The sequence below is a fragment of the Neisseria sp. HMSC070A01 genome (genome assembly GCF_001810165.1).
GTDB lineage: Bacteria > Pseudomonadota > Gammaproteobacteria > Burkholderiales > Neisseriaceae > Neisseria.
Map to the genome: position 1 here is coordinate 40,270 of NZ_KV800114.1, position 22,604 is coordinate 62,873.

General features: G+C 47.8%; 16 protein-coding genes. 9 read left to right on the top strand and 7 right to left on the bottom strand.

Features of this window, described 5'->3' with window-relative positions; translation table 11 throughout:
• Positions 1–580: 580 nt before the first annotated feature.
• Together HMPREF2711_RS00400 and HMPREF2711_RS00405 are read right to left on the bottom strand one after the other, a co-directional pair.
• Positions 581–1,288 carry an SIMPL domain-containing protein gene (locus HMPREF2711_RS00400; protein ID WP_003746194.1) on the bottom strand — a complete coding sequence of 236 codons (708 nt, stop codon included), beginning with the start codon at positions 1,286–1,288 and terminating at the stop codon, positions 581–583.
• A gap of 110 nt (positions 1,289–1,398) precedes the next feature.
• Positions 1,399–1,890, bottom strand: a complete 492-nt coding sequence (locus tag HMPREF2711_RS00405; RefSeq protein ID WP_003746196.1) for a DUF1841 family protein — start codon at positions 1,888–1,890, stop codon at positions 1,399–1,401.
• Positions 1,891–2,226: 336 nt separating this feature from the next.
• On the opposite strand from HMPREF2711_RS00405, the gene HMPREF2711_RS00410 reads away from it, so the two are divergent.
• The 4 genes from HMPREF2711_RS00410 to pflA all read left to right on the top strand — a co-directional run bounded on the left by HMPREF2711_RS00410 (position 2,227) and on the right by pflA (position 8,260).
• The gene (locus tag HMPREF2711_RS00410; protein WP_003746440.1) at positions 2,227–3,384 is read left to right on the top strand and encodes an ATP phosphoribosyltransferase regulatory subunit; all 1,158 of its coding nucleotides are present in this window, start codon (positions 2,227–2,229) and stop codon (positions 3,382–3,384) included.
• Positions 3,385–3,427: 43 nt separating this feature from the next.
• Complete coding sequence (locus HMPREF2711_RS00415) at positions 3,428–4,726, top strand: adenylosuccinate synthase (RefSeq protein ID WP_070615141.1); 1,299 nt, start codon at positions 3,428–3,430, stop codon at positions 4,724–4,726.
• 302 nt (positions 4,727–5,028) lie between these two features.
• Complete coding sequence (gene pflB / locus HMPREF2711_RS00420; RefSeq protein ID WP_070615144.1) at positions 5,029–7,314, top strand: formate C-acetyltransferase; 2,286 nt, start codon at positions 5,029–5,031, stop codon at positions 7,312–7,314.
• A gap of 139 nt (positions 7,315–7,453) precedes the next feature.
• Positions 7,454–8,260 (top strand): pyruvate formate lyase 1-activating protein, encoded by an 807-nt coding sequence (pflA, locus tag HMPREF2711_RS00425; protein ID WP_003746445.1) that lies wholly within the window; start codon positions 7,454–7,456, stop codon positions 8,258–8,260.
• A gap of 65 nt (positions 8,261–8,325) precedes the next feature.
• Here the strand turns inward: pflA and HMPREF2711_RS00430 are convergent, their stop codons facing one another.
• Positions 8,326–10,038 carry a proline--tRNA ligase gene (locus HMPREF2711_RS00430; protein ID WP_003746446.1) on the bottom strand — a complete coding sequence of 571 codons (1,713 nt, stop codon included), beginning with the start codon at positions 10,036–10,038 and terminating at the stop codon, positions 8,326–8,328.
• A 496-nt stretch (positions 10,039–10,534) separates the two neighbouring features.
• On the opposite strand from HMPREF2711_RS00430, the gene fghA reads away from it, so the two are divergent.
• Positions 10,535–11,383, top strand: a complete 849-nt coding sequence (gene fghA, locus HMPREF2711_RS00435) for an S-formylglutathione hydrolase (protein WP_003746449.1) — start codon at positions 10,535–10,537, stop codon at positions 11,381–11,383.
• A gap of 95 nt (positions 11,384–11,478) precedes the next feature.
• On the opposite strand, the gene recA is transcribed toward fghA, so the two are convergent.
• From recA to HMPREF2711_RS00450, 3 genes are all read right to left on the bottom strand, one after another.
• Entirely contained in the window at positions 11,479–12,525 is a 1,047-nt protein-coding gene (gene recA / locus HMPREF2711_RS00440; RefSeq protein WP_003680794.1) for a recombinase RecA, read from the bottom strand.
• Between the two features lie 147 nt (positions 12,526–12,672).
• Complete coding sequence (aroA, locus tag HMPREF2711_RS00445) at positions 12,673–13,965, bottom strand: 3-phosphoshikimate 1-carboxyvinyltransferase (RefSeq protein WP_036493605.1); 1,293 nt, start codon at positions 13,963–13,965, stop codon at positions 12,673–12,675.
• 138 nt (positions 13,966–14,103) lie between these two features.
• Positions 14,104–16,656, bottom strand: a complete 2,553-nt coding sequence (locus HMPREF2711_RS00450) for a glycoside hydrolase family 66 protein (RefSeq protein ID WP_003746451.1) — start codon at positions 16,654–16,656, stop codon at positions 14,104–14,106.
• A 321-nt stretch (positions 16,657–16,977) separates the two neighbouring features.
• On the opposite strand from HMPREF2711_RS00450, the gene cysG reads away from it, so the two are divergent.
• Positions 16,978–18,375 (top strand): siroheme synthase CysG, encoded by a 1,398-nt coding sequence (gene cysG / locus HMPREF2711_RS00455; RefSeq protein ID WP_003746452.1) that lies wholly within the window; start codon positions 16,978–16,980, stop codon positions 18,373–18,375.
• A 52-nt stretch (positions 18,376–18,427) separates the two neighbouring features.
• Here cysG and HMPREF2711_RS00460 read toward each other — a convergent pair whose 3' ends face one another.
• Positions 18,428–19,033 carry a CoA pyrophosphatase gene (locus tag HMPREF2711_RS00460; protein ID WP_003746453.1) on the bottom strand — a complete coding sequence of 202 codons (606 nt, stop codon included), beginning with the start codon at positions 19,031–19,033 and terminating at the stop codon, positions 18,428–18,430.
• 175 nt (positions 19,034–19,208) lie between these two features.
• Between HMPREF2711_RS00460 and HMPREF2711_RS00465 the strand changes: the two genes are divergently transcribed.
• From HMPREF2711_RS00465 to ispE, 3 genes are read left to right on the top strand one after another with little or no spacing between them, the layout of a single operon-like run.
• Positions 19,209–21,071: a tetratricopeptide repeat protein gene (locus HMPREF2711_RS00465; protein WP_036493608.1), complete on the top strand. Its 1,863-nt coding sequence runs from the start codon at positions 19,209–19,211 to the stop codon at positions 21,069–21,071.
• Positions 21,072–21,127: 56 nt separating this feature from the next.
• The gene (gene lolB, locus HMPREF2711_RS00470; protein ID WP_003746457.1) at positions 21,128–21,712 is read left to right on the top strand and encodes a lipoprotein insertase outer membrane protein LolB; all 585 of its coding nucleotides are present in this window, start codon (positions 21,128–21,130) and stop codon (positions 21,710–21,712) included.
• An 8-nt stretch (positions 21,713–21,720) separates the two neighbouring features.
• A complete protein-coding gene (ispE, locus tag HMPREF2711_RS00475; protein WP_070615147.1) occupies positions 21,721–22,569 on the top strand; it encodes a 4-(cytidine 5'-diphospho)-2-C-methyl-D-erythritol kinase in 849 nt (282 codons plus the stop codon).
• The last annotated feature ends 35 nt before the right edge of the window (positions 22,570–22,604 follow it).

Sequence of the window (22,604 nt, forward strand, 5' to 3'; positions counted from 1 at the left end):
AGGGGATTTTGGGGAATTTTGCAAAGGTCTCAAAAGGAGAAGAAATATTACAAACAGCTGTTCCGTTAATTGAGCAAATTGATGAGTTATTTTTCGGAAAGTTGGATAACAACGAAGAACAATTTAAGCATTTTCTTGTTAGATTAAACAAAGAATAAGAATATTATTTATGGAGTTGTCAATTTTGATAGCTCCATACTACATTTGAAACTCAAAAATAGAGCATAGCTATAGAACAGAAATTTATTCAAGAGAATTATTTACACCAAAATATAGAAGTCCTCTGTTTTATTTTCAAAAAGTAAAACAGAGAACATAAATGGTTGGCTCTTGAAAGCAATGTGTAAAAATTTTACGTTAATATTGTAAAATATAATGATATAATTACTCTGTTATCGGGGTTATTTTTACGTATTTTTAAGAAAGTCATCAATATTTGATTGCAACAAGTTGAAATAATTAGAGTTTTATTTTTTCATTCTTTCCTTATATAGAAACAACCATTTTAATGACTAAATAATAAAAGGCCGTCTGAAAAATATACTTTCAGACGGCCTTTAAAATGATTTAAAAGAAAATCCTACATTTGCACCGAGCCGCTGACGGTCAGGCTGATTTCTTCCGAACCCGGAGAGGCTGGTACACCATCTTCTATTCCTGTCGCTACTTCTGCAGCAGGGATTGCACGCAGCATTTTGGCGTGTGCAAAGTCGCCGCCGACTTGGCGGTTGCCGATGTGGCCCAGGTTGAGTTTGACGATTTTGTAGCTGGAGAAGCCGAGTGTTTGGGCGAGGTTTTGGGCGCGGTCTTTGAAGCGCAGGATGACGGCTTTGCTCAATTGGTCGACGGTTTCTTCGCGTTTTTCTTTGGATACGGAAAATGAGGAGTTTTCCAAAACGGCGATATTGATGCTGTCGGCAATCAGGCGGTTGAGTGCTTCAAAATCTTTGCTTTCTACTTTGAAGTAGGCGTGTTCTTCCCAGCCGGTTTGGGTGCGTTTGCCGTTGGTGTATTGATAGCGCGGGGAGGCGTTGCGTTCCATCAGCTCGGCTTTAAATTTGCTGTTTTGGGAGATTTTGTTGAACTGGTTGAATTTCTTCATGAAAGCTTGGTTGACGGCTTGACGGTCTTTGCCTTCTGCATTGACGCTGAAATATGCGGTCATGGTGTCCCGCGGTACTTCCATGTTGGCGGATTCGGAAAATTCAACGATGTTGTAGTTGAGGCTTTCTGCTGCTACGGGCAGGGAAGCGGCTAGCAGTAGGGCAATAAGGGCTGGACGGAGCATTTTGGTTTCCTTATAAGGGGATTTCAAAAAAGTAATTTAGCATGAAAGATGGAAATGTTGGCTTTGGCAAGCGTAAGGATTTGTATGGACTGAGGCTGTCTGAAAAGAAGTTACTTTGTATCCATCAGGCCGACTTCATGGGGATTGAGGCGGGCGTTTTCTTCTTGGCCTAAGCCGATCAATTTCCTCAAGCGGGTCATGTAGGCGTTGACATCTAGGCCTCGTCCGTAGCGTTGCGCTTCCCAGATGGTTTCTGCCAAGGCTTCCATCATATCGTGTTCGGCTTTAACCCAGTCGCCGTTGTAACGGGCGCAAAGTTGTTGGTGGATGGCACGGATGCCCGGGGGCTGATCAATGGCGCTTTGCTCTTGCAGAGAAAGGTGTAGCGACATGTGCAGGAATGGGTTGCTTTCGCCGTCTTCGGGCAGCCATTCTTTATCTAAATATTGTTCGATGTCTTCGAGATAGTGTCCGTATTCGGGATGGGCTTCGATAATGCGTAAGGCTTTTTGCTGTAGGCCGTCCAATTGGAGCGGTGCGAGCCTGTGTTGCCAGACGTGGGCAAAAAATCGGCGGACATCGTGAGTGTTTACGTCATACATGATGGGTGTGATTTGATTTTGGGATATGTGATTATATAACGATTGCGATAAACAAAGGCCGTCTGAAAAATATGTTTTCAGACGGCCTTGTTTTTAATGTTTTTTTACGTTTCCTGCAAACAGGGTGCAAAATTCGTTTTAATATGGTAAAGTCTGATTTTAATAACTCGACGGTTTGAAGCCGTTACTCAGGGGCTGTTTAAATTTAAAATCAGTTTTGTTGAAGCCGCATCGGATTTGCCGTTGATGCATTCAGGAAAATTCCAGTCGTCAGGCTGATTTGGTTTTAAATTTAAGCAGCCCTTTGTGTTTACAAAAAAACAGAGGTAGATTCTCATGAAGTCTTGGCAGCTTCCTGAACACGTTGCCGACGTGTTACCGATTAATGCCCGACAACTGGAAAGCGCCCGTGAGCGGCTGTTGGCTTTGTTTCGCGTGCATGGTTATGAATTGGTGCAACCGCCATTGATGGAATACAGCCATTCCTTATTGACGCATATCGATGCCGGTTTGTCTTTGAAAACCATTTTAGTCGTCGATCAGCTCAGCGGCCGCCAGCTCGGTATCCGAGCGGATATTACGCCGCAGGTAGCGCGTATTGATGCCCATTTGCTTTCTGCCAACCAAGGTATCAACCGTTTATGCTATGCCGGTTCGGTGCTTCATGCGCGACCTGACGGATTGCTCAATATGCGCGAGCCTTTGCAGGCGGGTGCGGAAATGTACGGCTTGGAAGGTATTGAAGCGGATATTGAATTGATTGATTTGATGCTGAAAAGCATGAAGATTGCCGACATGGGCGAGGTCTTGCTTTCATTGGGCCATATCGGCGTATTCCGCGCATTAGCACATGCCGCGCATTTGGATGAGCAGAAATCAGCAACCCTGCTGTCATTGATGCAGGACAAAGATGCCGAGGCTGTCAGCCAGTTGGTCAAGGAATGGAAACTCGACGGCATGTGGGCAAAAGCGTTTTCACTGTTGCCCCGACTGTACGGCGGTCGCGAAGTGCTGACTTTGGCTCGTGAGAAGTTACCGGAATTATCCGCAGTCAGTGCGGCGCTGGATGAATTGCAGGCCGTATGCGACGCGTTCCCAAATCAAAAAGTGCATATCGATTTATCGGAATTGCGCGTTGACAATTACCATACCGGCTTGCTTTACGCGGCTTATGGTTCAAATCTTCATGATGCAGTGGCACGCGGCGGCCGTTATGACGGATTGGGCGGATACTTTGGACGTGCGCGTCCGGCTGCCGGATTCAGTTTTGATTTGCGCAGCTTTATCGGCCGCCTTCCCGCTATCGGACGGGAGTCCGTGGTGGCGGTCGATGTCAAAGACATGCCTGCGGCTCAAGAAGCGGTAGATGCTTTGCGCGAACAAGGACAATGTGTCGTTATCGATTACGGTATCGGCTACAACGGTTCGGAAGAGGTTACAGGCCGTCTGAAACAAGTGGACGGCGTTTGGAAAGTAATCGATTTGAACGATTGAGTTTTATTTTGAAATTTTGTATCTGAAATAAGGTTAGATGGCTATGGCTAAAAATGTTGTCGTAATCGGTGCCCAATGGGGTGATGAAGGCAAAGGTAAGATTGTTGACTGGCTGGCAGAAGAAACCAGCGGTGTTGTACGTTTCCAAGGCGGCCACAATGCCGGCCATACTTTGGTTGTCGGCGGCAAAAAAACCATTTTGCGCCTGATTCCAAGCGGCATTTTGCATGAGACTTTGGACTGCTTCATCGGCTCAGGTGTCGTGGTTTCTCCTGAAGCATTGCTGGGTGAAATCGACGAATTGAACGCCGCCGGTGTGAAAAACGTTGAAGGCCGTCTGAAAATTGCGCCGACCTGCCCATTGATTCTGCCTTACCACATTGCGCTTGACCAAGCACGCGAAGCTTCCCGCGGTAAAAGCAAAATTGGTACAACCGGTCGTGGCATCGGCCCAGCCTATGAAGATAAAGTTGCCCGTCGCGCGATTCGCGTGGTGGACTTGTTGCACCCTGAAAAACTGGTTGAAAAACTGGAAGCCGTTTTGGCTTATTACAATGTTCAGTTGCAACACCTGCACCATGCCGAGCCGGTAAAACTTGAAGACGTGATGGCGGTCATTGAAAAAGTTGCACCGCGCATTACGCCGATGATTACCGATGTTTCCCGTGTTTTGAACGAGAAAAACCGCAAAGGCGAAAGCCTGTTGTTTGAAGGCGCGCAAGGTACGTTGCTGGATATCGACTACGGTACTTATCCGTTTGTAACTTCCTCCAACTGCTTGGCTGGTGCCGCTTCTGCCGGTGCAGGCGTAGGTCCGCAAATGCTGGATTACGTTTTGGGTATCGTTAAAGCCTATACCACCCGTGTGGGTTCCGGTCCATTTCCGACTGAATTGTTTGACGAAGTGGGCGCAGGTTTGGCAGAGCGCGGCCATGAGTTCGGTTCTGTAACCGGTCGTGCGCGTCGTTGTGGCTGGTTTGACGCAGCTGCTCTGAAACGCTCTATTCAAGTTAACGGCATTTCTGGCATGTGCATTACCAAGCTGGACGTGATGGATGGTATTAAAAACATCAATATCTGTGTAGGTTATGAATTGCCTGATGGCAGCAAAACCGACATTCTGCCTTGCGGCTCTGATGCGGTGGAAACCTGCAAACCGATTTACGAAACCATGCCGGGTTGGAGCGAGTCGACTTTTGGCGTGAAAGAGTACGACAAGCTGCCTGAAAACGCTAAAGCTTATCTGAAACGTATTGAAGAAGTTTGCGGTGCGCCTGTGGCTATTGTTTCAACCGGTCCTGATCGTGAAGAAACCATCGTTCTGCACCATCCGTTTGCTTAATTGATTAAGTGAATAAAAGGCCGTCTGAATGTTTCAGACGGCCTTTTATATAAATGCAATAAACATTCAGCCCTGAAGGATGTCTGTCTTTAGGGCTGAATTTTGTATTTTACGCCGTTTTTTAACGCGAGTGTTTGAAAACGGAGATGTAGTGCCAAGTAACAATTATTCTCATTGACGTAAATCAAGAAAAACCAAATCTGTAATTTTATTTCACAAAAACCCCTGTAAATAAATGGGTATTGATGTTATCCTTTCAGAAAATTTATAGTCTATATTTTCAATAAAATTAGGAGCTTGATATGTCAAATGATGTTCAGCAACGTCCAGCCGCTTGGGAAGGTTTTACTGGCGGTAACTGGGAAACCAACGTAGATGTCCGCGATTTTATTCAAAAAAACTACACGCCATATGAAGGCGATGCCTCTTTCTTGGCACCAGCAACCGAAGCCACAACCAAACTGTGGGCGGAAGTGATGGAAGGCATCAAGGTTGAAAACCGTACGCACGAGCCGTATAAAATCGACGCGCAAATCGTATCCGGTATTACCAGCCACGCTCCAGGCTACATTAACAAAGATTTGGAAACCATCGTCGGCCTGCAAACAGACGAGCCTTTGAAACGCTCTATCATGCCGTTTGGCGGTTTGAAAATGGTGCAAGATGCGTGCAAAGTGTACAACGTTGAGTTGAACCCTGAAGTCAGCGAAATTTTCACCAAATACCGCAAAACCCATAACCAAGGCGTGTTTGACGTTTACACTCCCGACATCCGCCGTTGCCGTAAATCAGGTGTGATTACCGGTCTGCCGGATGCTTATGGCCGTGGCCGTATTATCGGTGACTACCGTCGTGTTGCATTGTACGGTATCGACTTCTTGATGAAAGACAAACTCAACCAGTTCAATTCACTGCAAGCCGATTTGGAAAACGGTGTGGACTTGGAAGAAGTCATCCGCCGCCGCGAAGAAATCAATGAGCAATACAAAGCATTGGGCCAAATGAAAGAAATGGCGGCTTCTTACGGCTACGATATTTCCGGCCCTGCAAAAAATGCACAAGAAGCCATCCAATGGACTTACTTTGCCTACCTCGCTGCCGTTAAATCTCAAAACGGTGCGGCGATGTCTTTTGGCCGTGTATCTTCATTCTTGGACATCTACATCGAACGCGACCTGAAAAACGGTGTGATTACCGAAACCCAAGCGCAAGAATTCATTGACCACTTGGTGATGAAACTGCGTATGGTCCGTTTCCTGCGTACGCCCGAATACGACCAACTCTTTTCCGGCGACCCGATTTGGGCAACCGAATCCATCGGCGGTATGGGCTTGGATGGCCGTACCTTGGTAACCCGCACCAACTTCCGCGTGTTGCACACCCTGTACAACATGGGTCCGTCTCCTGAGCCGAACATCACCGTATTGTGGTCTGAACAACTGCCACAAGGCTTTAAAGAGTACTGTGCCAAAGTATCCATCGACACTTCGTCTATCCAATACGAAAACGACGACTTGATGCGTCCTGACTTCAATAGCGATGATTACGCTATTGCTTGCTGCGTGAGCCCGATGATTGTCGGCAAACAAATGCAGTTCTTCGGTGCACGCGCCAACTTGGCTAAAACTCTGCTGTACGCAATCAACGGCGGCGTGGACGAGAAATCTAAAGAGCAAGTTGGTCCGAAAACCGAGCCGATTATGGACGAAGTTTTGGACTACGACACTGTCTTTGAGCGCATGGACAAATTCATGGATTGGTTGGCAACCCAATACGTTACCGCGCTGAACATCATTCACTACATGCACGACAAATACAGCTACGAAGCTGCATTGATGGCATTGCATGACCGTGATGTGATCCGTACGATGGCTTGCGGTATTGCCGGTCTGTCTGTGGCTGCCGACTCTTTGTCTGCCATTAAATACGCCAAAGTAAAACCGATTCGTGATGAAAATGGCATTGCCGTTGACTTCGAAATTGAAGGCGAATACCCACAATTTGGTAACAACGACGACCGTGTGGACGACATCGCCTGCGACTTGGTGGAACGCTTCATGAAAAAAGTGGCTACCCACAAAACTTACCGCAACGCCACTCCGACTCAGTCCGTACTGACCATTACTTCCAACGTTGTTTACGGTAAGAAAACCGGTAATACTCCGGACGGCCGCCGCGCAGGCGCTCCGTTTGGTCCGGGTGCAAACCCGATGCACGGCCGTGATGTCAACGGTGCAGTCGCTTCGTTGACTTCCGTAGCCAAACTGCCATTTGAGTTTGCCAAAGACGGTATTTCCTACACCTTCTCTATTATTCCCGGCGCGTTGGGTAAAGACGAGCATTCCCGCGAACGCAACCTTGCCGGTCTGATGGACGGTTATTTCCACCATGAAGAAGGAGAAGTGGAAGGCGGCCAACACTTGAACGTCAACGTATTGAACCGCGAAACTTTGGAAGATGCGATGCATCATCCGGAGAAATATCCGCAGTTGACCATTCGCGTGTCCGGTTATGCGGTTCGCTTCAACTCGCTGACCCGCGAACAACAGCTTGACGTGATTACCCGTACGTTCACTGAAACTATGTAATCCGGGTTGAGAAACAAACCAAAAGCTAAATTTGCATTTGGTTTGTTTTGAAACAAAGCTCCAAGGCCGTCTGAAATGTTCAGACGGCCTTTATTATCGTACAATTCACATCAGCAAAATTATTTTTGAGCCGAACACTATGTCCACGACTTTTGCGATCACTCCCGAGCCGGAACTGAAAAACCTTGGCCACCGCCACTATAACGGCAAAGGCATTATTCATTCGATTGAATCTTGCGGCGCTGTCGATGGTCCGGGTTTGCGCTACGTGCTCTTTTTGCAAGGTTGCCTGATGCGTTGCCTTTATTGCCATAATCGCGATACTTGGGATTTGCATACCGAGCAGGCGCAGGAATTGGATGTGGCAACCGTGATGAAGCAGGTCATGACCTATCGCCATTATCTGCGTGCGACAGGCGGAGGCGTAACGGCAACCGGCGGCGAGCCGTTATTACAATATGAGTTTGTACGCGATTGGTTTACGGCCTGTCGGGAACACGATATCCATACCTGTCTCGACAGCAATGGCTATGCTTTGCACTATGACTCGATTTTGAATGATTTGCTTGATCATACCAATTTGGTCATGCTCGACTTAAAACAAATCGATCCTGAAATTCATAAAGTGCTTGTCGGTATCCCTAATACCAAAACGCTGAAATTCGCGCGTTATCTTACCGAACGCAATCAGCCGACGCGCGTGCGTTATGTGGTTGTTCCCGGTTATACCGATGATGAGCGGTCGGCGCATTTATTGGGCGAGTTTATCGGTGATATGGATAATGTCGAAATGGTCGAGCTTTTGCCGTATCACGAATTGGGTGCACACAAATGGGCTTTGTGCGGCGACGAATACAAATTAACAGGCGTACATCCACCGCCCAAAGAAACCATTTTGAAAATCAAAGAAATATTAGAGAGTTACGGAAAAAATATTATTTATTAAAACAGAAAAAGGCCGTCTGAAACGAAATAATCAGTTTCAGACGGCCTTTTTATCATTGAAAAAACTTAAGCTTTCAGAGCGGCCAAAACCTTGGCGACAACTTCTGATACTGCAACGGCTTGAGCCTGATTGTCACGGCGTTCGGCATATTCGACATTGCCTTCTTTTAAGGCGCGATCGCCGATGACGATGCGGTGAGGAATGCCCAGCAGTTCGGAGTCATTCAGCAAAACGCCTGCACGTTCGTCGCGGTCATCCAGCAATACATCCGCGCCTGCGGCCAGAAGCCCGGCATAGATTTTGTCGGCGGCTTCGCGTACGGCATCTGATTTTTTGTAGTTCATCGGCACAATCACAACTTCAAACGGCGCCATTGCTTTGGTCCAGATAATGCCTTTTTCGTCGTTGTTTTGTTCGATGGCGGCGGCCACAACGCGGGTAATACCGATACCGTAGCAGCCCATTTCCATGATTTGGGATTTGCCGTTGTTATCCAAGAAGCTGACGTTCATGGCTTTGGCATATTTGTCGCGTAATTGGAAAACGTGGCCGACTTCAATACCGCGCGCCAGTTTCAGACGGCCTTGTTCGTCAGGACTAATGTCACCTTCGATGACATTGCGCAAATCGACAAATTCAGGCTCGGCAGCATCGCGGCCGAAGTTGAAGCCGGTATAGTGGTAGTCGTCTTCGTTTGCGCCGATAATCCAGTCTGCGCCTTTTTCGGTGGCGAAATCGGCATAGACTTTGCCTTTGAAGCCGACAGGGCCGAGTGAGCCGCCGTTTGCGCCGAACTGTTCAACAATCGCGGCAGGGCTTGCCATGGTCAGCGGTGATTTCACGCCGGCCAGTTTTTCTGCCTTAATATCGTTAAACTCATGGTCGCCACGCAACAGCAGCAGAACAAGTTCGCCTTCGTTTTCGCCTTCAACCACGATGGATTTAAGGGTTTGTTCAACCGGAATATTGAGGAATTCAACCAAAGACTCGATGGTTTTGACATTTGGCGTATGTACTTTGGTCAACTCGGACTGAGCAGCGGCGCGTTCGCCTTTGAGCGGCAAGGTGGGCGCCAATTCGATATTGGCGGCGTAATCGGAAGTATCGCTGTATGCGATAACGTCTTCGCCGCTTTCAGCCAATACTTGGAATTCGTGAGAGCCAGTACCGCCGATGCTGCCGGTATCCGCAGCAACAGGACGGAATTCCAAACCCAGACGGGTGAAGATACGGCAGTAAGCGTCGTACATATCCTGATAGGTCGTCTGAAGCGAGGCATAGTCGGCATGGAAGGAATAAGCGTCTTTCATGACGAACTCGCGCGCGCGCATCACACCGAAGCGCGGACGCACTTCATCGCGGAATTTGGTTTGGATGTGGTAAAAGTTTTTCGGCAGTTGTTTGTAGCTGTTGACTTCTTTGCGTACGATGTCGGCGATGACTTCCTCACAGGTCGGACCCATGCAGAAATCGCGGTCATGACGGTCTTTCAGGCGCAGCAGTTCTTTACCGTAAAACTCCCAGCGGCCGGATTCCTGCCACAGCTCGGCAGGTTGTACCACCGGCATCAGCAGCTCCACGCTACCCGCGCGGGCCATTTCTTCACGCACGATATTTTCAACTTTGCGCAATACGCGCAGACCCATCGGCATCCAAGTATAAAGACCGGATGCATTGGCTTTGATCAAACCGGCACGAATCATCAGCTTGTGGCTGGCAAGTGCGGCTTCGGCAGGGGCTTCTTTAAGGGTAGAAATGAAGAACTGGGAGGCTTTCATGGCATATTTTTCTTTCTTAAAAATAAGTGCGTATTGTAACGCAAAATGTATGGCCGCGTGTCTTTTGAATGGCATCTGATGAAATCGGCCGTTGTTTTACGCAGCTTTTGATTCGGGGCGATTTTTAGGGATGTCAACCCTAATTTATGCACAAAGCCGCATAACCTTGTTTTACCTATAAATTTTCACTGTATGATTATAGTAAAATCTTATAAATATAACTTATTGATTTTATTACATCTTATTTGATTAAATTTTAGTCAATTTAAGACTTGGTTTGTTCCTAAAGAAAATTTTACGATTACCCAAAGCTTATCAACAGATTTATCCACAGAGATTGTGTATAGATTTTAAATGCTGTCGGCGTAATGATTTCGCATGATTGGCAAGCCTTATTTAAAGCAGATTTGGTTGCCTTAAAAAGATGGGGCAACAACACAATGGGCAGGTTTTGCGCTAACATTCTGCTTATTGTTGTTTCCTTACAAGGAATAAAATGAAAAATTCAGAATTGCATTTGCTGGAACGCAGAAAGATGTTTAACGGGCATCAGGAACGCTACCGCCACTTTTCTCAAACCTGCCGGACGGATATGGTATTTGATGTCTATCTGCCGCCACAAGTCTTAAAAGGTTATCCCGCGCCTGTTTTATATTTCCTTTCCGGCTTAAATAGCGATGGTTCTGAATTGGTTCAACAAAGCGGAATCCAACGTTTTGCAACGCAATGGAATATTATCGTAGTTTTTCCGGATACCTCGCCACGCGGTCAGCATGTTGCCGACGGCGGTGAACATTATCTTGGACGGGGCGCCGGATTTTATGTTGACGCAACTGAAGCACCTTGGGTGCAGCATTATCAAATGGAAAGCTATATCAGCCAAGAATTACCTGATTTGATTGAGCATCATTTTCCGGTAACGAAAGAGCGCAGCATTGCAGGTTTCAGCATGGGCGGGCATGGCGCGCTGTATTTGGCTTTGAAGCATCCCGGCCGATATGCTGCGGTTTCTGCTTTTGCGCCTTTATGTCATCCTATCGATACGGAAGGTGGCAGGCAGGTGTTTTCTGCTTATTTGGGGCAAAACGTGGAAACATGGAAACGCTATGACAGTACAGAACTGCTTCAGACGGCCTCGCATAAATTGCCTGTTTTGATTGATGTCGGCAGTGAAGATACTTTGTACCCTGAAGTCCTGCAACCCGAAGGGTTTGTCCGCTCAGCACGAGAAAAAGGTTTCGCTATCCAATATAAAGTCCGTCCGGGCTATGGCCATGATTATTTCTTTATTGCCAGCTTTATTGATTCGCATATTGAGTTTCACGCTCAGGCATTAGGGCTTTAAGCAGTATTGAATAAAAGGCCGTCTGAAATCCGATTAATGGTTGGATTTCAGACGGCCTTTATTTGGTCTTTTTTGACCTTTAATTTTAAACAGACTTATTCCTCAGGACGTTCGCCGTCGGTATCGTCCAATTTGCCTTCGGTAATATCGACATTGATACCGACTGCCGCACGGATTTTGGCATCGATTTCGTTGGCGATATCAGGATTTTCTTTCAGCCAAACGCGTACATTGTCTTTACCTTGGCCAATTTTTGCGCCGTTGTAGCTGTACCATGCGCCGGATTTTTCAACGATGTCATGTTTGACGCCCAAGTCGATCAATTCGCCTTCCCAGCTGATGCCTTCGCCGTAAAGAATATCGAATTCGGCTTGACGGAACGGAGGGGCAACTTTGTTTTTGATGACTTTGACTTTGGTTTCGTTACCAATCACGTCATCGCCTTTTTTAATCTGACCGGTACGGCGGATGTCGAGGCGGACGGAGGCATAGAATTTGAGCGCGTTACCGCCGGTTGTGGTTTCAGGGCTGCCGAACATTACGCCGATTTTCATACGGATTTGGTTAATGAAAACAACCAGTGTATTGGTGCGTTTGATGTGGCCGGTCAATTTACGCAGGGCTTGGCTCATCAGGCGGGCTTGCAGGCCGACGTGGCTGTCGCCCATTTCGCCTTCGATCTCGGCTTTAGGCACAAGTGCGGCTACGGAGTCGACAACGACCATATCGATACCGCCGGAGCGTACCAAGGTGTCGCAGATTTCCAATGCCTGTTCGCCGGTATCCGGTTGGGAGAGATAGAGTTCTTCGACTTTTACGCCGAGTTTGCGGGCGTAAATCGGGTCAAAAGCATGCTCTGCATCGATGAATGCGCAGATGCCGCCATTTTTTTGGCATTGGGCAATGGCCTCGAGACAGAGTGTGGTTTTACCGGAGGATTCCGGACCGAAAATTTCAACCACACGGCCGCGGGGCAGGCCGCCGACGCCGAGCGCCAAGTCCACGCCGAGGGAGCCGGTAGAAATAACATCAAGGTTTTCTTCCTGTTGGCTGCCGTCCATTTTCATGATGGAGCCTTTGCCGAAGTTTTTTTCGATTTGGGCAAGGGCTGCGGCTAAGGCTTTGCTTTTTTCGTCTGACATGTTTTCTCTCCGAAAGGAAATATGAATCGCTAAGAATTTATTTAGCTATTATCGCACAAATTAAGAAAAAGTATAGTTTTATTTTTATTTTTCAGACGGCCTGTGTTTTTTGTATGCAACAGGCCGTCTGAAATATTGAATAATCAATCAGTTGGTCAATGATGCAAAAACTTGGAAATACTCGGGGAAAGTTTTATGCGTACATTTCGGGTCGTTGATGATGACGGGGACGCCCAAAAGCGAAACCAGCGAGAAACACATGGCCATGCGGTGGTCGTCGTAAGTGTCGATGACGGCATCGGGGGTAAGCGTTTCGGGCGGTGTAATATGGATGGCTTCGGCTTCTTCGATGACGTCTGAGCCCAGTTTGCGCAGTTCGGTTGCCATGGCGGCGATACGGTCGGTTTCTTTGACGCGCCATGAACCGATATTGCGCAGGGTGCAGGGTTGTTTGGTGGCCAATGCGACGATGGCCAGAGTCATGGCCGCATCTGGAATATGGTTGGCATCCAAATCAAAAGCCTGAACCTTGCGTTCGGCAGGACGGGAAATTTCTACAAAATTTTCGCCCCAAATAACATCCGCACCGATTTTCTCCAATTCGCGTGCGAAGGCAACGTCGCCTTGAATGCTGTGTGCGCCGATGCCGGTTACGCGGATGGGTGTACCGGCAATCAGGCCTGCGCCCAAGAAATAAGATGCGCTGGAGGCATCGCCTTCTACATATAAATGCTCTGGCGCATGATATTTGGCATCGGCCGGGATTTTAAATACACGGTAGTCTTCATTGATGATGTCCACACCGAACTGCGCCATCAGCTTGAGCGTGATGTCGATATAAGGTTTGGAAATCAACTCGCCTACCATGTGGATTTCAAATGCTTGTCCGGTCAAGGGCAAAGCCATCAGCAGGGCGGTCAGGAATTGGCTGGAAACATTGCCTTTAATTGGAATAACGCGCTCGCCGTTGTCTTGGCGTTTACCGATCTGAAGCGGCGGATAGTTTTCATTGCCTAGATATTGTACGTCCGCGCCGGCAATGCGCAACGCGTCGACCAAATCGCCGATGGGGCGTTCGTGCATACGCGGTACACCATGCAGATGATAGTCGCCGCCCAAAACGGCAAGTGCGGCAGTCAAGGGACGGAATGCCGTACCGGCATTGCCTAAAAACAAATCGGCAGTTGGGTTGGGAAAGCGGCCGCCGGTGCCATGAACTTTCAGACGGCCTTCAGGTAAAGATTCAATTTGCACGCCGAGTTTGTCGAGTGCTTCAAGCATTCGGTCGGTATCGTCGGATTTGAGCAAAGAATGGATTTCGCAAACGTTGTCGGAGAGTGCCGCCAAGAGCAGCGTGCGGTTGCTGATGCTTTTGGAACCGGGCAGGGCAACGGTAGAGGGCTTGAGTGTGGAAGCGGGCAGGCGGATGGATTCGGTCATGGGTCAGGATTTCAAATTGTAGACAAAACGATATTATACGCAGGCAAAGGCCGTCTGAAAAATGGAAGTGGCGTTGTAGGCAAGAAAAGCCGGACTCTTTTTGAAAGTCCGGCTTTGGGATGCTCGATATTTTAATGGTTAACCCAAAATATGCATTAACTGGTCAATGTTGAACGTACCTTCGTCAAAGCGGAATTCGCTGACTGAGGGGATTTTTTGACCTTGGATATCGGAATATTGGTGGTCGATGGTAATGAGGTCGTTGTGATTGTTTTCGTTACGAATGGTGATGTTCCAAGTCGTGCCGTCCTTTTCTTTGACGGTTTCGAGTGACAGATCCGAGAGGGAAATGCCTGCTCCGAATTGGATGGCGTTTGTACCGTGATGGTCGAAAATGGTGTCATGGCCTTCGCCGCGATTGAATACGTAGGTATCGTTACCGGCTTCGCCGCGCAATATATCGTCCCCTAAGCCGCCGAACAGTGTGTCGTTGCCTGCGCCGCCGTGAAGGATGTCGTTACCCGCTTCGCCCAACAAGGTGTCGTTACCGGCGCCGCCATACAGCGTGTCGTTGTCTAAACCGCCGTTCAGATGGTCATTGCCACCGCCTCCGTAGAGAATATCGCTGCCGGCATCGCCGTTGATGACGTCGTCTCCGGTGCCGCTGGACAATTTGTCATTGCCGCTGCCGCCGTGAATCTCATCATTGCCCCGGTTGCCGTAGATGATGTCTTCGCTTTCAGTACCTTTGATATGGTCGTCGGCGTGGGTGCCGTTGAATGTGGTTTTGCCGTCGGCAAAGGTTTGGCTGACGCTTGCCTGCCCTAAATTGCTGACATAAAGCATATCCCAGACATCCAGGCTCGGTACGGTGACTTCCAGTGCCACCGGTTTGCCGTTTTCATAGATGACGGAAGATTCCAATGTGTGCATGGATATATCGTCTGAGTCGGGGGAAGCCAGTTGTACGATGGCTTGCTCGGCCTGTTCTGCGCTGATTTCCATATCAAACGGGATTCTGACTTTAGGGTTGTCGAGTTTCAGCGTGTGGTGGTTGGAGCTGTTCCAATTGGTGTCTTTGTCGAGGCCTGCGAGATTGATTAATTGGACAACTCGGCTGCCGTCTGCGGTGGCTTTGGTCCATGTATAAACTTTGCCTCCTTCGCCTGAGGTGGAAGTCATGTCGTAGCCGTCGGATGCTACGATGGAGGCATGACTGTCTTTGAGTTCAACCAAGCCTTCGCCGCGCAACAGCTCCTCATAGGCGGTAATGAATTGTTGATAGTTGAATTCTGATTTGGCCAGGGCTTCGTTGGTTTTGAGCGTTTGAGCGGGATAGTATGGATCTTGCAAAATACCAAAACCATGTGCGTTTTTATCCGGGTGGTTGTTTAATGCGGCAACAGTCATGTGGTAGCCGCCACTCGCTGCGATAACGGCATCGACCAGCAATTCGTTGTCCGGATTGAGTTCGGAAGAATGATCTTCCGGGTGGGTACCTTTTTGAGTATAGGCGGCAATAATCGGGGAAACGTGATTGTAATCGTACAGACGGCCTACCAAGCGTTTAAGCTCGGCATAGTTGTGGTTTTCATAATGGGTATTTCCGGCTGTATCTTTAAAATCGCGTGGCCAGATTTCTGAGTAAGGAACATCCATGCCGGTGGTGGATAAGACATCGGCCCTGCCTGTGCTGATGTCGTTGATCATATAAGTTTGACCGTAATCGTGTAACTTTTCCGCAGCCGCGGCTGACAAATCGTCATAACCGTCAGACATTCTGAAGTTTTCAGTCTTTTGGCCGTTTTGTATTTTATAAACGAGGTTATCACCCATGGTATCGGCCTGCCAGCCGTCGAAGCCGCCTGTTTTCAGGGCTTTGATCATGGTGTTGACGATATAGTTTTGCCAGCTTTTGTCGGCAGGATCGACGAATTGTTGTACGGATGTTTTGGTTTCTGCACCGGCTTTGCCGAAGTTGGAATGCTCTTGGGCATTGTAGAGTTTGACATTATTTAAAATGTCTTTGATGGCCGGGTTATCGAGTTCGTCATTGGAGGCAGCGTTAAGCATATTGTAGAGCATGGCACTGCCGCCTTTTTCGTGAATTTTATTCACGAGGTTTTTAATCAGCAGGGTATCGATTTGGGGAGGGTTGGGTTTGCCGTTGTTGACAGCCCAAGTCGCCCATTCTTGCTTGAAGCTGTTGACATTTGGAAATGGATTGGAGGTTGTGTCGTACACATCATAGAAGAAATAATTGTTGATGTGCATTTGTGCCAGCTGATCGATATTGTTTTGATAACCTTCGAGCTGGTCATTGGTCATGGAGTTGTTTCGTTCTGCCGAATTATCGTTAGATCCCGCCACTACGCCATAGCGGGGGAAAATGGTCCAGTCGTCTTCGACAGACAATCCCAGGGTTTTGCTGGTGTGGTTGCCGGTGTTGTCAACGGTTTCTACTTTGATGACGTAGCCCGAATTGGGTGAAAAAATATCGGAAGAAAGTTTGACGGAGGTTGCGTCCAGATGATCCAATTTTTGGATTTCCGTACCCAAATGGCTGACGGTAACAGAGGTGATTTTGTCTGTCGCATTGGAGATGTTCAGAATAACATCATCGCCGTTGGTATAGGCTGCCTTGTTAAAGAGAATAGTCGGTAAAGGGGCTGTTTTTGCTTCAGTTGTCATGCTGTATATTCGCTTCTAAATATTATATTTTGAAATTGCCTTAACAAATTAATATCACTTAAGTTGTTGATATGGATAATTGTTAAGACTTTTTAGTAGGAAGAGCGGAAAATAAGTTCCCCGTTTGATAGCAAATATCTAAAATAATTCGGGTTATGATTGAAATTCAAAAAGGCCGTCTGAATGCTTTGTTATTCGAAAGGCGGTTTTTTGCAGGCATATAACCAAACACCATAAGAAAATCAGAAACCATTCTTTCCTATTTTTTCAGACGGCCTTTAATATCGGCGGACAATCATTGATAAAAGCAAGAACACGACCATGAGCCATTATCCTTTGTTTGCCGATTTGAGAAACCGCCCTGTTTTACTGGCAGGCGCGGGCAAGGTTGCCGAGCGCAAGGCGGAAAGCCTGTTGTCTGCCGGAGCGCGCGTGCGCGTTGTTGCGGAAACTTTAAATCCTCAGTTTCAGCAATGGGCGGAAGAAGGGAAAATAGTTTGGCTGGGCGGCCTGTTTGAAGAAGCCATGCTGGACGAGGTGTATTTCGTTATTGCGGCGACGGATGACGGTGTGTTTAACCGCCGTGTTTTTGAAGCGGCGGAACGACGGGCGAAATTGTGCAATACGGTGGATACGGCGGACTTGTGTTCGTTTATCGTGCCTGCCGTGGTGGATAGGGGGCCGTTGAAAATAGCCATATCCAGCGGCGGTACTGCGCCTGTATTGGCGCGGAAATGGCGGCAGATGATCGAGACATTGATTCCGCTGCATACGGGTACAATGGCGCGTATTGCCGGCAAATGGCGTGAGAAGGTTAAGCAAACGCTGAATAATGTCGAACAACGCCGTTATTTTTGGGAAAAGTTGTTTGACAGCCGTTTCGGTATTTTTGCGGCTCAAAACAATATCGAGGCGGCGGAACGCGAATTGATTACGCAGTTAAACCGGGAAACGCCGTTTGGCGGCGAAGTGGTTTTGGTGGGCGCAGGGCCGGGCGATCCTGGCTTGTTGACCATACATGCTTTGCAGGCGATTCAGGCTGCGGATACGGTGTTTTACGATGCTTTGGTGTCGGATGAGATTTTGGCGATGGTGCGTAAAGATGCGGTGAAAATAAGCGTGGGCAAACGCGCCGGTGCGCATCATGTCCAGCAGGAAGAAACCAACCGTCTATTGGTTGAACATGCTCAAAAAGGCGAGCGCGTGGTGAGGTTGAAAGGCGGCGATCCTTTTGTGTTCGGGCGCGGCGGGGAGGAAGTGCAAACCCTGCATCAGGCCGGAATTGCCTACCGCATTGTGCCGGGCATTACTGCCGCGCTTGGTGCCACTGCTTATGCCGGTATTCCGTTAACCCATCGTGATTGCGCCCAAAGTGCTTTATTTGTGACCGGCCATAGCAAACACGAGGGCAGTCAGCCCGATTGGCAGACTTTGGCTTTAAGCCGCCAAACGCTGGTGATCTATATGGGTACGCTTAAAGCGGCTGAAATTGCGGAAAAACTGATGGCTTATGGTAGACAGCCTTCTACGCCTGTCGCCGTGATTTCCAATGGGACTTTACCGCATCAAACCGTGCGGACAGGCCGTCTGAAAGATTTGGGTTTGTTGGCCGCCGAAGCGGAGCGTCCGGCTTTAATGGTGATTGGCGAAGTGGTTGCCCTGCGCAATGAGATGAAATGGTTCGGAGAAGGTATCGAATATTTCGAAGAAGCCGCGTAAAGAGAATGGATTAAATCAGGCCGTCTGAACATTGGTTTCAGACGGCCTTGCCTTATTTAAAAGCTTGGCAATATTGCTGATAACGTTCTGCCAGTCCGTATAGAATGAGTGCGGTCAGCCCCCAGATGTCGTAGTGTTGGAAAGGCAGGGCGGGGAGGGCGAGGGTTTGATTGTTGTGATGAAGTTGGCGGAATGTGTAGTTTTGCAGGTTTAAGGCGAAGTCCAAAGGCAGATAAAAAATTTCTGCTACTTCGTCGGGATTGGCTTTGGGGTTGACGGGCTGGACGCAAATTGCTGGAACAGGCGTAACACGGTAGCCGGAAGGTGTGTCATAAAAGGGTAGCGGCGTAAAAGTTTGCCATACGGTAATCGGAATGGCGGTTTCTTCATAAGCCTCTCTTAACGCCGTTGCCGTTAGGCTGTCGTCTTGGGCATCTTCGCGGCCGCCGGCAAAGGCGATTTGCCCGGTGTGTTGCCTTAAGGTATCGGCTCTTTTAGTCAGTAAAATTTGCCACATTCCTTCATGCAAGACAATGCCGACCAAAACGGCTGCTTCTTTGACCGTTTCAGCGGTAACTAATTGATTTCGCTCTGCTTGCATACGGCTGCTGAAGTGTGAAGCTTGAGTGAAGAAATGGATAATTTGGTCGGTATTCATCTTTGATGCTGATGGTTTTATGCAGATGAGGATTACACAAGGTTTACGGTTGCTGTGTCAACAAAATAGGGTGCGTGTGTTACAGTTATGCCTGAATGATAAATAAAACTTTGCATCTGTTCTGCAAGTGCTTAGGCCGTCTGAAAATGTCGGCATGTTCTCAAAAAGGATAGTTATGTTGTTTTCTCCATCCCGTATTCGAGTAGCAGCTGCGGCTGTCATGATGTTGTTTGCTACACAAACTTTTGCTGCGCCCGGCGATTCAAATACAGTTTTTGAATCGGCTAAGATTATCAAAAAGAAAAGCCGCGCCGACCGTTTTTCTCCTGAAGAGCGCGAGCAGGAACGGATACGTCTGTTGGGTATACAAAACCGCACCTCGCAGGTTTTCACTTTGTTAAATTCAGAACTGGCCCTGCAAAAGGGCGATGCGGCTTCTGCGCTGTTTACTTATATTTTGACTTTGCATCGCACCAAATCTCCCGAAGTGGCCGAACGCGCTTTGGAGATGGCGGTTTCGTTAAACGCGTTTGAACAGGCTGAAGCCATTTACCAAAAATGGCGCGAAATCGAGCCGGAGCCTGGTGAAACACAAAAGCGTATGACTTGGTTGCGTAATTTGCTGCTGGGCAAAGCCGATAAGAATTTGAGCGGATTGGACAAGGTGATTGCCGGCGGTAGTGAAGATGAGCAAAAGCGCGTGTTCCTGCTTTTGGCGCAAACCGCAGCCCAACAGCCGAATCTGACTAGCGACGCGGTCAAACAGGTACATAAAACGGCCTTGAATTATCAAGACTTCCCTGAAGCGGCGATTGCGGATGCAATTTTTAGTGCAAAAGACGGTCAAAAGAAACACGCCATTGCGGCATTGCAGCGATTGGCCAAGTTGGACAACGAAATTTTGCCGCCGACTTTTGTTACATTGAGACTGATGGCGCAACGGCATCCTGATATTCTGGACGGCTTTTTCAAAGAGACAGACACCAAAACCTTATCTCCGATTTGGCAGGAGTTGGACATTGCCAATTTGATCGCTCATGGTCAAAATGATAGGGCATTCAAGCGTTTGCAGACTTTATTGGAAGAAAATCCCAACCCTGATTTGTATATTCAGGCCGCCTTATTGTCAGCGAGCAAGACAGAAAATATTTCTGCGGTAAACAGTTATCTGGAAAAGGCTTATAAAGCCGGTACGGAAGAGCAGCGCAGCCGTGCGGCGTTGATTGGTGCGGTTTCATATAATGATGTAGAAGAATTGGCCAAAGCCAAACAATGGCTGGATAAGGTAACGGCTACGGCTTATACATTTGATAAAACCATTTTGGCTGCTTCCATCGAAGCCAAACAGGGCAACCATAAAGAGGCTTGGGCTTTGGTGCAACGCGCACAAAAAATGCCCGAGCAAAGAGGACGATATTTTGAAGCTAAGGATTTGTTGAGTACGGCTTTGTTCGTATTGTCTAAAAATACCAATCTTCAAGAATCGTTGAACGCTTTGAACAGCTTGGTAAGTTCCACCGAAAAATCCTTGAAAACTCAAGCTTCTCCGGAGTTGCTTGCCAATGTGTTGTATCAGCGTTCGATGACGTATGAAAAACTGAATCAGCCAGGCAAGGCGATTGCCGATTTGCGCCGTGTGGTAGAGCTGTATCCGGACAATCCGCACGGTTGGAATGCTTTGGGCTATACCTTGCTGTCCAACGGCAAGGATTTGGAAGAAGCGTTTAAAATGGTTCAGACGGCCTATCAAATGGAGCCGGAAAGCGCAGCCATTAATGACAGTGTGGGCTGGGCTTATTATCTTAAAGGCGATGCCCAAATGGCTTTGCCGTATATCCAATATGCCTACGAAAAAGAACCTGAAGCTGAAGTAGCCGCACATTTGGGCGAAGTCCTATGGACGCTTGGAGATCAAGAGAAGGCCAAAGAAATCTGGAATGACGGTTTGAAACGCGGAAGTAATCTCCGAGTATTAAAAGAGACAATGTCCAAATTCGGTATAACGCCCAGCAAACCGCATACTCAAAAACACAAATAAAACCAAAAGGCCGTCTGAAAAGCGTTTGATTTCAGACGGCCTATGAAGGAATATCCATGAATTTAAAACAAATATCATCGGTTGCAGCCTTATTGCTTTTAGCTGCCTGTGCGCAGCCAAACCTGCCTCAGCAAAACAGTTGGCAAGCGGCAGAGCAGGTGCAGGATTTTAGCGCAGATGGTCGTTTGGCTGTCAAAGTGGAAGGCAAAGGCTCTTATGCCAATTTTGACTGGACTTATCAGAACGCGGTTCAAACCATTGATGTCAATACACCGTTGGGTAGTACCGTAGGCCAGCTGTGCCAAGACAGCGAAGGCGTATTGGCAGTAGACAGTAAGGGTAAGGTTTATCAGGCGGAAACGGCTGAAGAATTGAGCAGACAGCTTTTGGGCTTTGCTTTGCCGGTTCAATATCTGCATATTTGGGCAGATGGCAAACGCGTTGCCAATGCGCCATACAAAATCCTGTCTGACGGCCGACTGGAGCAGTTTGACTGGACAATATCGCGCACATTAAATAGCTCGGGACAACCCAAAACGCTTCAACTTGAGAATGCCAAGTTTAATATCCGCTTGGTGTTCGACACGGTAAACCACTCTTTAGATAAAAATGGACAAACCCGATGCGCAGCACGCAAATAGAGGATAACATGTCTGTTTCAGCGGAAATCCAAGCCTTTCCTGCACCGGCCAAATTAAATTTGGATTTGAGGATTACCGGTCGCAGGAGCGATGGTTATCATAATTTGGAAAGTATTTTCTGTTTGATCGGCTTATACGATACCGTTCATCTGAAAATGCGTACCGATGGGCAAATTATTCTACATACGCCGGTTGAAGGGCTTAAGCCTGAGCAAGACTTGACTTATCGGGCGGCTAAATTATTACTGCCCTATGCAAGCGTACCGTACGGCGTCGAAATCTGGTTGGATAAAGTGATTCCGACGGGTGGTGGATTGGGTGGTGGCAGCTCCGATGCGGCCACTGTCTTAATGGTTTTAAACCAATGGTGGCAATGCGGCTTGAGCAGGCAGCAACTGATTGATTTAGGTGTAAGTCATGGTGCGGATGTTCCTTTTTTTATTTTTGGCAGAAGTGCTTTTGCCAAAGGTGTGGGCGAGAAGCTGGCTGAAATAGATGTTCCTAAACAATGGTATGTTATCGTTAAGCCCCCCGTCCATGTGGCAACAGCTAAAATTTTTGCACATGAAGGCTTGACACGGGATTCTAAACCCAGCATAATGCCGACTTTCCAATCATTACAGCCGTTTCAAAATGATATGCAGGCGGTTGTATTTCAGGAATATCCTGAAGTTTGGAAGGCTTATGTTGAGTTATCCCAATATGGTCATGCATTAATGACCGGTTCCGGGGCATGCTTATTTATAGCATGTGAATCTCATCAAGAAGCAAATACAATTTACCAACAGGTTTCTCAATTATATGAAGCTTATTGTGTGGAAGGATTAGATATTCATCCGCTGTTTCATATAATTTAGTAAGTTGGGGAGTCGTCAAGCGGTTAAGACACTGG

What these genes read in the sequence shown, in the direction of transcription:
- HMPREF2711_RS00400 (WP_003746194.1), bottom strand. Translation starts at nt 1,288, where the DNA reads ATGCTCCGTCCAGCCCTTATTGCCCTACTGCTAGCCGCTTCCCTGCCC.
- HMPREF2711_RS00405 (WP_003746196.1), bottom strand. Translation starts at nt 1,890, where the DNA reads ATGTATGACGTAAACACTCACGATGTCCGCCGATTTTTTGCCCACGTC.
- HMPREF2711_RS00410 (WP_003746440.1), top strand. Translation starts at nt 2,227, where the DNA reads ATGAAGTCTTGGCAGCTTCCTGAACACGTTGCCGACGTGTTACCGATT.
- HMPREF2711_RS00415 (WP_070615141.1), top strand. Translation starts at nt 3,428, where the DNA reads ATGGCTAAAAATGTTGTCGTAATCGGTGCCCAATGGGGTGATGAAGGC.
- pflB (WP_070615144.1), top strand. Translation starts at nt 5,029, where the DNA reads ATGTCAAATGATGTTCAGCAACGTCCAGCCGCTTGGGAAGGTTTTACT.
- pflA (WP_003746445.1), top strand. Translation starts at nt 7,454, where the DNA reads ATGTCCACGACTTTTGCGATCACTCCCGAGCCGGAACTGAAAAACCTT.
- HMPREF2711_RS00430 (WP_003746446.1), bottom strand. Translation starts at nt 10,038, where the DNA reads ATGAAAGCCTCCCAGTTCTTCATTTCTACCCTTAAAGAAGCCCCTGCC.
- fghA (WP_003746449.1), top strand. Translation starts at nt 10,535, where the DNA reads ATGAAAAATTCAGAATTGCATTTGCTGGAACGCAGAAAGATGTTTAAC.
- recA (WP_003680794.1), bottom strand. Translation starts at nt 12,525, where the DNA reads ATGTCAGACGAAAAAAGCAAAGCCTTAGCCGCAGCCCTTGCCCAAATC.
- aroA (WP_036493605.1), bottom strand. Translation starts at nt 13,965, where the DNA reads ATGACCGAATCCATCCGCCTGCCCGCTTCCACACTCAAGCCCTCTACC.
- HMPREF2711_RS00450 (WP_003746451.1), bottom strand. Translation starts at nt 16,656, where the DNA reads ATGACAACTGAAGCAAAAACAGCCCCTTTACCGACTATTCTCTTTAAC.
- cysG (WP_003746452.1), top strand. Translation starts at nt 16,978, where the DNA reads ATGAGCCATTATCCTTTGTTTGCCGATTTGAGAAACCGCCCTGTTTTA.
- HMPREF2711_RS00460 (WP_003746453.1), bottom strand. Translation starts at nt 19,033, where the DNA reads ATGAATACCGACCAAATTATCCATTTCTTCACTCAAGCTTCACACTTC.
- HMPREF2711_RS00465 (WP_036493608.1), top strand. Translation starts at nt 19,209, where the DNA reads ATGTTGTTTTCTCCATCCCGTATTCGAGTAGCAGCTGCGGCTGTCATG.
- lolB (WP_003746457.1), top strand. Translation starts at nt 21,128, where the DNA reads ATGAATTTAAAACAAATATCATCGGTTGCAGCCTTATTGCTTTTAGCT.
- ispE (WP_070615147.1), top strand. Translation starts at nt 21,721, where the DNA reads ATGTCTGTTTCAGCGGAAATCCAAGCCTTTCCTGCACCGGCCAAATTA.